The following is a 14,418-nucleotide window of genomic DNA, read 5'->3' on the forward strand; positions in this document are numbered from 1 at the left end:
TTTATGAGTCTGGCGCTGTTCCCGCTCAATACCGTGCTGTTCCCTGGCTGTACCCTCGATCTGCAACTGTTCGAGGCGCGCTACCTGGACATGATCAGCCGCTGCATGAAAAAGGGCGAAAGCTTCGGCGTGGTGTGCATCCTCGAAGGCAAGGAAGTGGGCGTGGCCCCGGATGGCTACGCGCTGATCGGCTGCGAGGCGCTGATTCGCGACTTCAAGCAGCAGGATAACGGCCTGCTGGGGATTCGCGTCGAAGGCGGGCGTCGCTTCCGTGTACGTGACGCCGGAGTGCAGAAGGACCAATTGCTGGTGGCCGACGTGCAATGGCTGGAAGAGTTGCCGGACCAGGCGCTGGAAGAAGAAGACGCCGATTTGCTGGCCTTGCTCGAGGCGCTGGCCGAACACCCCATGGTCGCCTCGTTGGACATGGACACCCACGCCGACGGCCAGCAGGCCTTGGGCAATCAATTGGCGTATCTGCTGCCGTTCGACGAGGCCGACAAGATCGACCTGCTGCAACTCGACGACCCGCAGCAACGCCTGGATGCGATCCAGATGTTGCTCGATGAGCTGCAGGGCGAGTTGTTTACCTAATAGGCGTAGCGCAGCAATGCATGGGATGTACCGCTCAGCGCAATAAAGCTGAGTACCGCGACCAACACCGGTAACAGCAGCCACCAGGTCTTTTGCGGCATGGCCGGCAGCGGGCTGCGGTACTGGCAGGCCGTCAGACTGAATGCACACACGGTCATCGCCAGCAGCGTGCCGGCCAGGATGTCGGTGGGCCAGTGGGCGCCAAGATAGACCCGTGACAGGGCAATGAAGGCCGCGGGAATACAGCCCAGCAGCATCCAGGTCAGGCGCAACCGCGTGGGCTGTCCGCGCCCGGCCAGCACCGCCAGCGCCAGGAAAAACGCGAACGCCCCGGAAGCGTGGCCGCTGGGCATGCTGAAACTGGTCAGCGGCTCGCTGAGGATTTCCGGGCGACCACGGGCGAAAAACAGTTTGGTCCCGGTGTTGATGAGTGCCGCACCGGCCAGGGTGGCGGCGACGAACACGGCGTGCCGCCATTGGCGCGCCAGCAAGAGCAGCACGGTAAACACGGCGCTTGCGACGAGCATCTTCTTGAATTCACCCAGTTGGGTCACCCGCACCATCACCTCATCCAGCCACGCGCTGCGGTGTTCCTGCACCAGGGCGCTGAGGCCCTGATCGAAGTCGTTCAAGTGGGGGTAGCCGATAAACACTGCGATCAGCGAGGTCAGGCTGGCGCAACCGATCCACAAGGTGGCGCGACGATGGCCGCGCAGGCTGCTGTTCAAGCTCAGGCCCAGCAGCACCGCGAGGCAGGCCGCGACAACGCCGGCTTCCGGCCAGAAACCTGCCGGCAACGGCAGACGGAACGCGGCACCGGTCGCCCAGCCCGGCAGCAGATACGCCACCGTCCAGCCCGCCGCCGCGACAATGCTGACCGCCGCGAAGCGTGGGAATGGCATGTCGCACATGCCCGCCACCATCGGCAGCATGGGGCGTAGCGGGCCGATGAAACGTCCGACCAGCAGGCTGGCGATGCCGTACTTGTGGAAGTAGGTCTCCGCGCCGTTCATCCATTCAGGGTGATGGCGCAAGCCGGGCAGGCGTCGGATGTTCTGGTGGAAATGTCGGCCCAGGTAGTAGGAAACCCCATCGCCCAATAACCCGCCGAGGAAACCCAGCAGCAGGGTTTCGCTCAAGGACAGTGCACCGCTGCCAGCCAGCGCCGCGATGGCGAACAGCAAGACCGTGCCCGGTACGATCAGCCCGGCAATGGCCAGGCACTCCACGCACGCGACAAGAAACACCGCGACTGCCAGCCATTGTGGGTTCAGGGTCAGCCAGCCGGTCATGCTATCGAGCCATTGGCCCATACAATCAACTCCATCTATAAATACCCCCTCCCACTGTAGGAGCGAGCGTGCTCGCGAGAAACTCAAACTCGCCGCGTTTATCCAGGCCCCCCCAGCGTCATCGTTTACGCCCTTCGCGAGCACGCTCGCTTCTGTGGGGGGGCTCAAATCAGAAAGTAATCGCGGCCTTCGACCTGGCCCCGGCGCAGCGGGTTCCGCGTGCAATAGGGCGCGTAGCCGGCGTCGACGAAGCGGTACATCAGGTGCTCATCACGGCCGCCGGGAATGCCCAGGCGCGTGGTCTGGATAATCTGCGTCGGGGTCTGGCCGACATCCTCGACATACAGCCGCGCCGGGTCGAAGCGCTTGGCATCCCACATCGGCACCTTCAGGCCCAATGCCTTGCACAGCAAGGTCTGGCCGGCGCAGAGCTTTTGCGAGGGGCGCGGCCGGCCGTCGGCATGCGGATTGTTCAGCAGCATCTGCGCCAGGCTGGCCGGGCCCGAGGTTTCATCGAGCCACGGATAGGCCGATTTGATCAGCACCGCATTGCCCGGGCCGTGGGCGCTGAAGTTCAGCGAATCGCCGCCACGGGCGTAGTACATATAGATATGACCGCCATCCAGAAACAAAGCCTTACGCTTTTCTGTGTAGCCGAGTGACGCGTGACTGCCTTTTTCGGCCAGGTAATAGGCTTCGGTTTCAATGATTCGCGCTGAAAGCCAGATTTCGCCGACACGATGGCGTATGACTTTTCCGAGCAATTCCCGTGCGAGTAATTGCGCATCGCGGTCGAAGAAGCAGTCGGGCAGGGCGCTGGCGGGGCGTTGCAGCGAAGGGCTGGGCATGGTGGTCAGGGGTAAATACGGCTAAATGTGACGGAATCATAACAACTCCCACCTTAATTACGGCTGAAGGCGGGGTTTTTACAGTTCATTTCGACCATCCGCCCCTCACCGCTGTCCGTAGGACAGCGTCACAGCTATAATCTGCCGCTTTCCTCTTTACCAAGACTCCCTGACCATGACTGAGTCCGTTCTTGACTACATGACCCGCCTGGGTCGCGCTGCCCGTCAGGCCTCGCGGTTGATCGCCCGTGCGAGCACCGCGCAGAAGAACCGTGCCCTGCTGGCTGCCGCCGATGCTCTGGATGCCTCGCGCTCCGAGTTGACCGCCGCCAACGAACTGGACCTGGCCAACGGCCGCGCCAATGGCCTGGAGCCGGCCTTGCTGGACCGCCTGGCGCTGACCCAGGCACGTATCGACGACATGATCGAAGGCCTGCGTCAGGTGGCCAAGCTGCCCGACCCCATCGGTGAAATCCGCGACATGCGTTACCTGCCGTCCGGCATTCAGGTCGGCAAGATGCGCGTGCCCCTGGGCGTGATCGGCATCATCTATGAGTCGCGTCCGAACGTGACCATCGACGCCGCGAGCCTGTGCCTCAAGTCCGGCAACGCCACCATCCTGCGTGGCGGTTCCGAGGCGATCCATTCCAACCGTGCCATTGCCGCCTGCATCCAGCAGGGCCTGGCCGTGGCCGAACTGCCCGCCGAAGTGGTGCAAGTGGTGGAAACCACCGACCGCGCCGCCGTTGGCGCGCTGATTACCATGCCCGAATTCGTCGACGTGATCGTGCCGCGCGGTGGCAAGAGCCTGATCGAACGGGTCAGCCGTGATGCCAAGGTGCCGGTGATCAAGCACCTGGACGGCGTGTGCCACGTCTACATCGACATCGCCGCCGATATCGACAAGGCGATCCGCATCGCCGACAACGCCAAGACCCACCGTTACGCCCCGTGCAACACCATGGAAACCCTGCTGGTGCACGTCGGCATTGCCGATCGCGTGCTGCCGCCGCTGGCTGCCATCTACCGCGACAAGGGCGTGGAGCTGCGTGGTTGCGAGCGCACCCGTGCACTGCTCGGCGCGGACGTGATCGAGGCAACCGAACAAGACTGGTACACCGAGTACACGGCGCCGATCCTGTCGATCCGCATCGTCGACGACCTGGACCAGGCCATCGAACACATCAACAAGTACGGCTCCAAGCACACCGATGCCATTGTTACCGAGCATTTCAGCGATGCCCGGCGTTTCCTCAACGAAGTGGATTCCGCTTCGGTGATGGTCAACGCCTCGACGCGTTTTGCCGACGGCTTCGAGTATGGCCTGGGGGCGGAGATCGGTATCTCCACCGACAAGCTCCATGCACGTGGCCCGGTTGGCCTGGAAGGCTTGACCAGCGAGAAGTACGTGGTATTCGGCGATGGTCATGTGCGCACTTGATGGCTAAACGCATCGGGCTGCTCGGCGGTACCTTCGACCCCGTACACATCGGCCATTTGCGCAGCGCCCTGGAAGTCGCGGATGCCCTCGCGCTGGATGAGTTGCGCCTGACACCCAATGCCCGGCCACCCCATCGCGACATGCCGCAGGTGTCCGCGCAGCAACGTCTGGAAATGGTGCGCGTGGCTGTCGCCGGTGTAGCGCCGCTGGTGGTGGATGACCGCGAGCTCAAGCGCGATAAACCGTCCTACACTGTTGACACCCTGGAACTGATGCGCGCCGAGTTGGCCGCCGATGACCAGTTGTTTCTGCTTTTGGGCTGGGACGCATTTTGCGGCCTGCCCTCTTGGCATCGCTGGGAGGAACTCCTCCAGCATTGCCACATCCTGGTTTTGCAACGCCCGGATGCCGACAGCGAACCGCCGGATGCCCTGCGCAACCTGCTGGCCGCGCGGTCGGTAAGTGACCCCTTGGCCCTGACCGGACCGAGCGGGAATATTGCATTCGTCTGGCAGACCCCGCTTGCGGTGTCCGCCACCCAGATCCGTCAACTGCTGGCCAGCGGGAAGTCGGTACGTTTCCTGGTGCCTGACGCGGTCCTGGCCTACATCGATGCGCACGGGCTTTACCGTGCGTCGAACTGAAAAGGCGCGCTTGAACGCACGAACCGTCGTGCAGCGGGCGCCCGAACATATGAGCAAAACGAGTTTTTTATGACGAACAAAGACGTAAGCAAAGTTAAACGCAAAGGCACGTTCAAAAGCGCGCCACTGCCGGTCGAAGCCCATGTCGGCCCGGAACTGGCTGGCGAAGAGCTGGTGAAAGTGGCCGTTGCCGCCCTGGAAGACGTGAAGGCCCAGGACATCCAGGTCCTGGACGTGCGCGACAAGCAGAGCATCACCGACTTCATGATCATCGCCACCGGTACCTCCAACCGCCAGATCGGCGCGATGCTGGACAAGGTTCGCGAAGCCGTCAAAGCCCAAGGCGTGAAGCCGCTGGGTGAAGAAGGCAAGGGCGACAGCGACTGGGTGCTGCTGGACATGGACGACGTGATCGTTCACATGATGACGTCCAACGCCCGCCAGTTCTACGACCTGGAACGCCTGTGGAAAGGCGCCGAGCAGAGCCGTGCCGCCGATGGCAAGCACCACAGCCCGGAAGTGGGCCACGCGCACTTCGACAAGCTCAACAAAGACCAGGAATAAGGAACGGCTGTGCGCCTGCGTCTGATTGCTGTCGGTTCACGCATGCCCAAGTGGGTGGAAGAAGGCTGGCATGAATATGCCAAGCGCCTGCCCGCTGAGCTGTCGCTGGAACTGGTGGAAATACCGCTCAACACCCGGGGCAAGAATGCCGATGTGGCGCGCTTTATCCGTCAGGAAGGCGAAGCCATGCTGGCCAAGGTCGGCCCCAACGAGCGCATCGTCACCCTTGAAGTGCACGGCAAACCCTGGAGCACCGAGCAACTGGCGGTGGAACTGGATCGCTGGCGCCTGGACTCGCGGACGGTCAACTTCATGGTCGGCGGCCCCGAGGGGCTGGCGCCGGAAGTCTGCGCACGGGCGGACCAACGCTGGTCGCTGTCGGCGCTGACGTTGCCGCACCCGTTGGTAAGGATTCTGATCGGTGAACAGCTGTATCGCGCCTGGACAGTTCTGTCCGGGCACCCTTACCACAAATAGTCTGCGCCCCTCCCGATGACTCAGCCGATCCGCATCAAGGACCACGAGAAAGACGCACGTCTGGTGCGCTCGCGCGTGGTATTTGGCGCGATCATGGTGGTGACGCTGATCGGGGTGTTGATCGCTCGCCTGTATTTCCTACAGGTGATCCAGTACGACTATCACTCCACGCTGTCGGAAAACAACCGGGTGCATGTGCAGCCAATCCCGCCGACCCGTGGGCTGATTTTCGACCGCAACGGCGTGGTGGTCGCGGATAACCGTCCCAGCTTCAGCCTGAGCATGACCCGCGAGCGCTCTGGCGATTGGCAGCAGGTCCTCGATGTAATCGTCGAAGTGCTGCAGTTGACCCCGGAAGATCGGGTGATCTTCGAGAAACGCATGAAGCAGGGGCGCCGGCCATTCGAGCCGGTGCCGATCCTGTTCGAGCTGACCGAGGAGCAGATCGCGCGGATCGCGGTGAACCAGTTCCGCCTGCCGGGTGTGGAAGTGGTGGCGCAACTGGTGCGCCACTATCCCCAAGGGCCGCACTTTGCCCACTCTGTCGGCTACATGGGGCGGATCAACGAGAAAGAGCTGAAAAGCCTCGATCCGGTCAATTACAGCGGCACCCACCATATCGGCAAAACCGGCATCGAGCGTTTCTACGAGCCCGAGCTGCACGGCCAGGTGGGTTACGAAGAAGTCGAGACCAATGCCCGTGGCCGCGTGCTGCGGGTGCTCAAGCGTACCGATCCGGTGCCGGGCAAGGACATTGTGCTGAGCCTGGACATCAAGTTGCAGGAAGCGGCCGAGATGGCCCTGGGCGGGCGGCGTGGTGCGGTGGTAGCCCTGGACCCGAAGACCGGCGAAGTGCTGGCCATGGTCAGTCAGCCGAGCTTCGACCCCAACCTGTTCGTCACCGGGATCAGCTTCAAGGCCTATGCCGAGCTGCGTGACTCCATCGACCGCCCGCTGTTCAACCGTGTGCTGCGCGGTCTGTATCCGCCCGGTTCGACCATCAAGCCGGCGGTGGCGATTGCCGGCCTGGATGCGGGCGTGGTCACGGCCTCCAGTCGTGTGTTCGACCCCGGCTACTACATGCTGCCCAACTACGATCACAAATACCGCAACTGGAACCGCACCGGTGACGGCTATGTCGACCTGGACACCGCGATCATGCGCTCCAACGACACCTACTTCTACGACCTGGCCCACAAGCTGGGGATCGATCGCCTGTCGGCCTACATGGGCAAGTTCGGCCTGGGTCAGAAAGTGTCCCTGGACATGTTCGAAGAATCCCCAGGCCTGATGCCTTCGCGGGAATGGAAGCGGGCGACCCGTCGCCAGGCCTGGTTCCCCGGTGAAACCCTGATTCTCGGTATCGGCCAGGGCTATATGCAGGCCACGCCGCTGCAACTGGCCCAGGCCACGGCGCTGGTGGCCAACAAAGGCGTCTGGAACCGCCCGCACCTGGCCAAGACCATCGAAGGCGAAAAGCCGGTGGATGAAAACCCGATCCCGGACATCGTGCTGCGCGACCCGTCGGACTGGACCAAAGTCAACCACGGCATGCAGCAAGTGATGCACGGCGCGCGTGGCACCGCGCGCAAGGCCGCGATCGGCGCGCAGTACCGCATTGCCGGCAAGAGCGGTACCGCCCAGGTGGTCGCGATCAAGCAGGGCGAAAAATATGACCGTTCCAAAGTCCAGGAACGCCACCGCGACCACGCCTTGTTTGTCGGCTTCGCTCCGGCGGACGATCCGAAAATCGTGGTGGCGGTGATGGTCGAGAACGGCGAGTCCGGTTCCGGCGTCGCCGCGCCGGTGGTGCGCCAGGTGATGGACGCCTGGCTGCTGACCGACGACGGCAGGCTCAAACCCGAATATGGCGGCCCCCCTTCAAGCACCGAGGTTACGGCCAGTGAAGAGTAATTTTGACCGCATCCTCTCCAGCGAGGATGTGATGCGTCGTCGCGCGACGTTGCTGCAGCGCATGCACATCGATGGCCCGTTGCTGATCCTGCTGCTGACCCTGGCCGCCGGCAGCCTGTTCGTGCTGTATTCGGCCAGCGGCAAGAACTGGGACCTGCTAATCAAGCAAGCGTCGTCGTTCGGCCTGGGGCTGTTGTCGATGGTGGTGATCGCCCAGTTGGAGCCGCGTTTCATGGCGCGCTGGGTGCCCTTGGGTTATGTCGCTGGCGTATTGCTGCTGGTGGTGGTCGACGTGATGGGCCACAACGCCATGGGCGCGACCCGCTGGATCAACATTCCAGGGGTGATTCGCTTCCAGCCGTCGGAATTCATGAAGATCCTGATGCCCGCGACTATCGCCTGGTACCTGTCCAAGCGCACCCTGCCGCCGCAGCTCAAGCACGTGGGGATCAGCCTGATCCTGATTGGCGTGCCGTTCATCCTGATCGTGCGCCAGCCGGACCTCGGCACGTCGCTGTTGATCCTGGCGGGCGGGGCGTTCGTGCTGTTCATGGGTGGCCTGCGCTGGCGCTGGATCCTCAGCGTGCTCGCCGCCGCCGTGCCGGTGGCGGTGGCGATGTGGTTCTTCTTTATGCATGACTACCAGAAGCAGCGAATCCTGACCTTCCTCGACCCTGAGAGCGACCCGCTGGGTACCGGCTGGAACATCATCCAGTCGAAGGCGGCCATCGGTTCCGGCGGTGTATTTGGTAAGGGCTGGTTACTGGGCACCCAGTCGCACCTGGACTTTTTGCCCGAGAGCCACACCGACTTCATCATTGCGGTAATGGGCGAAGAGTTTGGCCTGGTGGGCATTTGCGCGCTATTACTGATTTATCTGCTGTTGATCGGTCGCGGCCTGGTGATCACTGCCCAGGCGCAGACCTTGTTCGGTAAATTGCTCGCCGGCAGCCTGACCATGACTTTTTTTGTTTACGTTTTCGTCAACATCGGTATGGTCAGTGGCCTGCTGCCGGTGGTGGGGGTGCCGTTGCCATTCATTAGCTACGGCGGAACTTCGCTGGTGACCTTGCTGTCAGCGTTTGGGGTTTTGATGTCGATTCATACGCATCGCAAGTGGATCGCTCAGGTTTGAATAAGGTGAAGATGTCAATGCAAGTAATGCGCGGCTGGGCGACTCGGCATGCGTCCTGGATGGGCCTGATTGGGCTGCTGGGGGCAACGCAAGAGGCGCTGGCCGGTGACTACGATGGCTCGCCCCAGGTCGCCGAATTCGTCGGTGAAATGACCCGCGACTACGGTTTCGCCGGTGAACAGCTGATGGGCGTGTTCCGCGAGGCCCAGCGCAAGCAGGCGATCCTCGACGCCATTTCCCGTCCGGCCGAGCGCGTGAAGCAGTGGAAGGACTATCGCCCGATGTTCCTCACCGATGCCCGCGTGGCCCGGGGTGTGGACTTCTGGCGCCAGCACGAGGCCGTACTGGCCCGCGCCGAGCAGGAATACGGCGTGCCAGCCCAGGTGATTGTGGCGATTATCGGCATCGAAACCTTCTACGGGCGCAACACCGGCAGCTATCGGGTGATCGATGCGCTGTCGACCCTGGGCTTCGATTACCCGCCACGCGCCGATTTCTTCCGCAAGGAGCTGCGCGAATTCCTGTTGCTGGCCCGTGAAGAGCAGGTCGATCCGTTGACCCTCAAGGGTTCCTACGCGGGGGCCATGGGCCTGCCGCAGTTCATGCCGAGCAGCTTCCGCGCCTATGCGGTGGACTTCGACGGCGATGGCCACATCAATATCTGGAGCAATCCCGACGACGCCATCGGCAGCGTCGCCAGCTACTTCAAGCGCCACGGCTGGGTGTCCGGCGAACCGGTGGTCGTGCGTGCCGAGGTTACCGGGGAACGCGCCGACGAAGGCCTGACCCAAGGCATCGAGCCGGCCAAGACGGTCGGGGAGTTGCGGGCGCTGGGCTGGTCGAGTCAGAATGCGCCACGCGATGATGTGCCGGTGACGGCGTTCCGTCTCGACGGCGAAAACGGCCCTGAATACTGGATGGGCCTGAACAATTTCTACGCAATCACGCGTTATAACCGCAGTGTGATGTACGCCATGGCCGTGCATCAGCTGTCAGACATGCTGGTCCAAGCACGGGGCACCAAGTAATGCGGGCATCGCTGTTCAATAAACCGCTCAAGCTGGTGGCGTTTGCCGCGTTGTCCTTGCTGGTTGTCAGTTGTTCCACCAGCCGTGGCCCGACGCAGAAGTACGGTGGCACCGCCGTCCGTTCCCAGCCGGGACTGGATATCAACCGTGCGCATAAAGATGGCGCGCCGTGGTGGGATGTCGACGTGTCGAAAATCCCGGATGCCACGCCGACCCTGCATACCGGTGCGTACAAGGCCAACCCCTATACCGTACTGGGCAAGACCTACTTCCCGCTGCAGGACTCCAAGACCTACGTGCAATCGGGCACAGCGTCCTGGTACGGCACCAAGTTCCATGGCCAGAACACCGCCAACGGCGAAGTGTATGACCTGTACGGCATGAGCGCGGCCCACAAGACCTTGCCGCTGCCCAGCTATGTGCGGGTCACCAACCTAGACAACAATCGCACGGTGATCCTGCGGGTCAACGACCGTGGGCCGTTCTATTCGGACCGGATCATCGACTTGTCCTACGCTGCCGCGAAGAAACTCGGTTATGCCGAAACCGGCACCGCACGGGTCAAGGTCGAAGGTATCGACCCAGCGCAGTATTGGGCCCAGCGCGGCAAACCGGCGCCGTTGATGCTCAATGAACCGCAGACGCCACAGCCGCAAATCACCGCGTCGGCCGGCAAGATCGAGCAGTGGACACCTCCGCCGGCACAACATGCGCCGGACACCGTGGCCGTGCCCAAGTCGGCACCCGGCAGTTCGATGGCCGGCGGGCAATACCTGCAGGTCGGCGCTTTCGCCAACCCGGATGCGGCAGAACTGTTAAGGTCCAAGCTCAGCAGCATGGTCAACGCGCCCGTATTTATCAGTTCCATCGTGCGTAACCAGCAAACCCTGCACCGTGTGCGCATGGGCCCGATCGGCTCGCCGAGCGAGGTCGCGCAAGTGCAGAACAGCGTGCGCCTGGCCAACCTGGGGCAACCCAGCGTCGTCACCGCAGAATAAAAAAAGATTGATGGTTCAGGCGCGCATGCGGGCCTGGACCCTGGTTGCTGGCTCGTTGAACAATAAAACCCAGGGGCAAGGGGTGAGCGGGCAACCGAACACGTGACAGTCTGCTAACGGGCTGTCTGAATAAGTTTTGCCCGCGAGGGCAAGTTTCCATAAGTAATTTCGAGAGACGGATGAACATCACCACCTTAGCCAAACGCACGTGCCTGCTTATCTCGCTGATCATCACCCCGGCCGCCTGGGCGGTTGAAATGGTGCCGGCTTCCCCGCAACTGGCTGCCAAGGCCTGGGTCCTCATGGATGCCGCCAGCGGCAACGTGCTGGTCGAGAACAACGGTGACCAGCGCCTGCCGCCGGCCAGCCTGACCAAACTGATGACCGCCTACATCGCGACCCTGGAAATCCGTCGCGGCCAGATCGGCGAGAACGACCCGGTGACCGTCAGCGAAAACGCCTGGCGTACCGGCGGTTCGCGGATGTTCATCAAAGTCGGCTCGCAAGTGACGGTGAGCGATCTGCTGCACGGCATCATCATCCAGTCCGGTAACGACGCCAGCGTCGCCCTGGCCGAGCACATCGCCGGCAGCGAAGATGCATTCGCCGACATGATGAACAAAACCGTGGCCGACCTGGGCATGACCAACAGCCACTTCATGAACCCGACCGGCCTGCCGAACCCCGAGCACTACTCGTCGGCCCATGACATGGCGATCCTGGCGCGCGCGATCATTCGTGTCGACCCGGTGCACTATGCGATCTACTCCCAGAAGGAATTCTTCTGGAACAACATCAAGCAGCCTAACCGCAACCTGTTGCTGTGGCGCGACAAGACCGTCGACGGTCTGAAGACCGGCCACACCGAAGAAGCCGGCTACTGCATGGTGTCGTCCGCCGTGCGTGATGGCCAGCGCTTGATCGCCGTGGTATTCGGCACCAACAGCGAGCAGGCCCGTGCGGCCGAGACGCAAAAACTGCTGACCTATGGTTTCCGCTTCTTCGAAACCCAGACCTTCTATCAGAAGGGTGCAGAGCTGGCGACCGCACCGGTCTGGAAAGGCGCGACCTCGCAAGTCAAGGCCGGCCTGGCTGAAGACCTGACCCTGACCATGCCTAAAGGCCAGCTGAAAAAGCTCGCTGCCAGTATGACCATGAACCCGCATCTGGTTGCTCCAATTGCCAAGGGTGACGTGATCGGCAAGGTCGAGGTGAAACTGGACGATAAAGTGGTACACAGTGCCGACCTGATCGCCCTGGACGCCGTCGACGAAGGTGGCATCTTCCGCCGCGTGTGGGATAGCATCCGCCTGTTCTTCTACAGCTTGTTCAACTGATAAGTGTGCACCTGCAAAGCCCCGTGTTGATCCGACACGGGGCTTTGCCCGTCGCCACGGCTTACGCTTACGAGGCCGTTACGCCATGACCGATACCGAAGTAAAGGCGCCAAAGATCGAGTTCCCAAACGTGGACTATCCCGTCAAGGTGATCAGCGATACAGGTGTGGGCAACAGAGACAAGATCATCGAGATCGTCAAGAAACACGCGACAATCAACCACAACCGCGTGGATGAGCGTCAAAGCACCAACGGCAAGTACACCACGATCCAGTTGCACATCGTTGCGACCGGTCAAGACCAGCTCTACGACATCAACAGCGAACTGCGGGCCACCGGCTTCGTACATATGGTGCTGTGATGCCACAGGTCCTGGGCTTTCGCGAGCTCGGCCGGATGGACTACGAGCCCGTCTGGCACGCCATGCAGCGCTTCACCAACGAGCGCGGCAGCTCGGCACCCGATGAAATCTGGCTGGTGGAACACCCGCCGGTGTTCACCCAGGGCCAGGCCGGCAAGGCCGAGCATCTACTACTTCCGGGTGATATTCCGGTGGTGCAGGTCGACCGAGGGGGGCAAGTGACTTACCATGGCCCCGGTCAACTGGTGGCTTACTTGCTGCTGGACGTGCGCAAGCTGGGTTTTGGCGTGCGTGACCTGGTGAACCGCATGGAGGCTTGCCTGATCGAGCTGTTGGCCAGTTACGGCGTGGGCGCCGCGGCCAAGCCCGATGCACCTGGTGTGTACGTGGACGGCGCGAAGATCGCTTCCCTCGGCTTGCGGATTCGCCACGGCTGTTCCTTTCATGGCCTGGCCTTGAACGTGGACATGGACCTGGCACCGTTTCGACGGATCAACCCGTGCGGTTACGCAGGACTGGCGATGACCCAACTGAGCGACCACGCCGCACCGATTAAATTTGCCGAGGTAAGTGCCCGGCTGCGTGAGCAGCTCGTCAAACACCTCGACTATGCTGAGCAGACGACCCTCACGGGCGGAATCGACTGATTATGACTACTGATGCAGTGCAAACCATGATCCCGACGCTGGACATCTCCGAGAGTCCGGCCCCGCGTGCCAAGGTGGAAGCCGGCGTCAAGCTGCGCGGCGCCGAGAAGGTTGCACGCATCCCGGTGAAGATCATTCCGACCACCGAACTGCCGAAAAAGCCTGACTGGATTCGCGTGCGTATCCCGGTCTCGCCGGAAGTCGACCGTATCAAGGCCCTGCTGCGCAAACACAAGCTGCACAGCGTGTGCGAAGAAGCGTCCTGCCCGAACCTGGGCGAGTGCTTCTCCGGCGGTACCGCCACCTTCATGATCATGGGCGACATCTGTACCCGTCGTTGCCCGTTCTGCGACGTCGGCCACGGCCGGCCGAAGCCACTGGACGTCAACGAACCGGAAAGCCTGGCCATCGCCATCGCCGACCTGAAACTCAAGTACGTGGTGATCACCTCGGTCGACCGCGACGACCTGCGTGACGGCGGTGCCCAGCACTTTGCCGACTGCATCCGCGAAATCCGCAAGCTGTCGCCGGACGTGATGCTCGAAACCCTGGTGCCGGACTACCGTGGCCGCATGGACGTGGCGCTGGAAATCACCGCCGCCGAGCCGCCGGATGTGTTCAACCACAACCTGGAAACCGTACCGCGCCTGTACAAAGCCGCGCGTCCGGGTTCCGACTACCAGTGGTCGCTGACCCTGCTGCAGAAATTCAAGCAGATGATGCCGCACATCCCGACCAAATCCGGCCTGATGCTGGGCCTGGGCGAGACCGACGAGGAAGTGATCGAAGTCATGCAGCGCATGCGCGAACACGACATCGACATGCTGACCCTGGGCCAGTACCTGCAACCGTCGCGCAGCCACTTGCCGGTGCAGCGTTTCGTGCACCCGGACACCTTCGCCTGGTTCGCCGAGGAAGGCTACAAGATGGGCTTCAAGAACGTAGCCTCGGGCCCGCTGGTACGCTCCTCGTACCACGCCGACGAACAGGCCAAGCTGGTCAAGGCCAGCCTGGTTTCGTAATACAGATCTGCCGATGTGGGAGGGGGCTTGCTCCCGATAGCGGGGGTGTCAGTCGCTACAGATGCTGGCTGATCCGCCGCCATCGGGAGCAAGCCCCCTCCCACAGTTCGTTGCGC

The 14,418-nt window shown here is 62.2% G+C and carries 15 protein-coding genes; 13 read left to right on the plus strand and 2 right to left on the minus strand.

The genetic code is table 11. The features are described from left to right. Positions 1 to 3 precede the first annotated feature (3 nt). Positions 4 to 594, plus strand: coding sequence for an LON peptidase substrate-binding domain-containing protein (locus BLR63_RS26525; protein WP_010562451.1), 591 nt, complete (start codon positions 4 to 6; stop codon positions 592 to 594). Here BLR63_RS26525 and BLR63_RS26530 read toward each other — a convergent pair. Next, on the minus strand, positions 591 to 1,907 hold the full coding sequence (locus tag BLR63_RS26530; RefSeq protein WP_010562452.1) for a bifunctional DedA family/phosphatase PAP2 family protein: 1,317 nt from the start codon (positions 1,905 to 1,907) through the stop codon (positions 591 to 593). The genes BLR63_RS26525 and BLR63_RS26530 overlap by 4 nt on opposite strands. A gap of 143 nt (positions 1,908 to 2,050) precedes the next feature. Further along, on the minus strand, positions 2,051 to 2,734 hold the full coding sequence (locus BLR63_RS26535) for a DNA-3-methyladenine glycosylase (protein ID WP_010562453.1): 684 nt from the start codon (positions 2,732 to 2,734) through the stop codon (positions 2,051 to 2,053). A 175-nt stretch (positions 2,735 to 2,909) separates the two neighbouring features. Here BLR63_RS26535 and BLR63_RS26540 point away from each other — a divergent pair, with 175 nt between their 5' ends. The 12 genes from BLR63_RS26540 to lipA all read left to right on the plus strand — a co-directional run bounded on the left by BLR63_RS26540 (position 2,910) and on the right by lipA (position 14,302). Then, positions 2,910 to 4,175 carry a glutamate-5-semialdehyde dehydrogenase gene (locus tag BLR63_RS26540; protein WP_010562454.1) on the plus strand — a complete coding sequence of 422 codons (1,266 nt, stop codon included), beginning with the start codon at positions 2,910 to 2,912 and terminating at the stop codon, positions 4,173 to 4,175. Then, complete coding sequence (nadD, locus tag BLR63_RS26545; protein ID WP_010562455.1) at positions 4,175 to 4,819, plus strand: nicotinate-nucleotide adenylyltransferase; 645 nt, start codon at positions 4,175 to 4,177, stop codon at positions 4,817 to 4,819. The genes BLR63_RS26540 and nadD overlap by 1 nt, the downstream gene beginning before the upstream one ends. 69 nt (positions 4,820 to 4,888) lie before the next feature. Continuing rightward, a complete protein-coding gene (gene rsfS, locus BLR63_RS26550) occupies positions 4,889 to 5,383 on the plus strand; it encodes a ribosome silencing factor (RefSeq protein WP_003176298.1) in 495 nt (164 codons plus the stop codon). A 9-nt stretch (positions 5,384 to 5,392) separates the two neighbouring features. Continuing rightward, the gene (rlmH, locus tag BLR63_RS26555) at positions 5,393 to 5,860 is read left to right on the plus strand and encodes a 23S rRNA (pseudouridine(1915)-N(3))-methyltransferase RlmH (protein ID WP_003176297.1); all 468 of its coding nucleotides are present in this window, start codon (positions 5,393 to 5,395) and stop codon (positions 5,858 to 5,860) included. 15 nt (positions 5,861 to 5,875) lie between these two features. Further along, entirely contained in the window at positions 5,876 to 7,774 is a 1,899-nt protein-coding gene (mrdA, locus tag BLR63_RS26560) for a penicillin-binding protein 2 (RefSeq protein WP_010562456.1), read from the plus strand. 31 nt (positions 7,775 to 7,805) lie between these two features. Beyond that, positions 7,806 to 8,909: a rod shape-determining protein RodA gene (gene rodA / locus BLR63_RS26565; protein ID WP_050442794.1), complete on the plus strand. Its 1,104-nt coding sequence runs from the start codon at positions 7,806 to 7,808 to the stop codon at positions 8,907 to 8,909. 17 nt (positions 8,910 to 8,926) lie between these two features. Then, the gene (gene mltB / locus BLR63_RS26570; protein ID WP_010562457.1) at positions 8,927 to 9,937 is read left to right on the plus strand and encodes a lytic murein transglycosylase B; all 1,011 of its coding nucleotides are present in this window, start codon (positions 8,927 to 8,929) and stop codon (positions 9,935 to 9,937) included. After that, on the plus strand, positions 9,937 to 10,935 hold the full coding sequence (locus BLR63_RS26575; RefSeq protein WP_010562458.1) for a septal ring lytic transglycosylase RlpA family protein: 999 nt from the start codon (positions 9,937 to 9,939) through the stop codon (positions 10,933 to 10,935). Before mltB ends, BLR63_RS26575 begins: the two co-directional genes overlap by 1 nt. A 179-nt stretch (positions 10,936 to 11,114) precedes the next feature. Continuing rightward, positions 11,115 to 12,272, plus strand: coding sequence for a D-alanyl-D-alanine carboxypeptidase family protein (locus tag BLR63_RS26580; RefSeq protein ID WP_010562459.1), 1,158 nt, complete (start codon positions 11,115 to 11,117; stop codon positions 12,270 to 12,272). Between the two features lie 85 nt (positions 12,273 to 12,357). Further along, on the plus strand, positions 12,358 to 12,633 hold the full coding sequence (locus BLR63_RS26585; protein WP_010562460.1) for a DUF493 domain-containing protein: 276 nt from the start codon (positions 12,358 to 12,360) through the stop codon (positions 12,631 to 12,633). Next, on the plus strand, positions 12,633 to 13,280 hold the full coding sequence (lipB, locus tag BLR63_RS26590; RefSeq protein WP_010562461.1) for a lipoyl(octanoyl) transferase LipB: 648 nt from the start codon (positions 12,633 to 12,635) through the stop codon (positions 13,278 to 13,280). Before BLR63_RS26585 ends, lipB begins: the two co-directional genes overlap by 1 nt. A gap of 2 nt (positions 13,281 to 13,282) precedes the next feature. Further along, positions 13,283 to 14,302 (plus strand): lipoyl synthase, encoded by a 1,020-nt coding sequence (gene lipA / locus BLR63_RS26595; RefSeq protein WP_042946298.1) that lies wholly within the window; start codon positions 13,283 to 13,285, stop codon positions 14,300 to 14,302. Positions 14,303 to 14,418: the final 116 nt, after the last annotated feature.

Origin of the sequence: Pseudomonas extremaustralis, from assembly GCF_900102035.1 — a bacterium.
Taxonomy (GTDB): Bacteria; Pseudomonadota; Gammaproteobacteria; order Pseudomonadales; family Pseudomonadaceae; genus Aquipseudomonas; species Aquipseudomonas extremaustralis.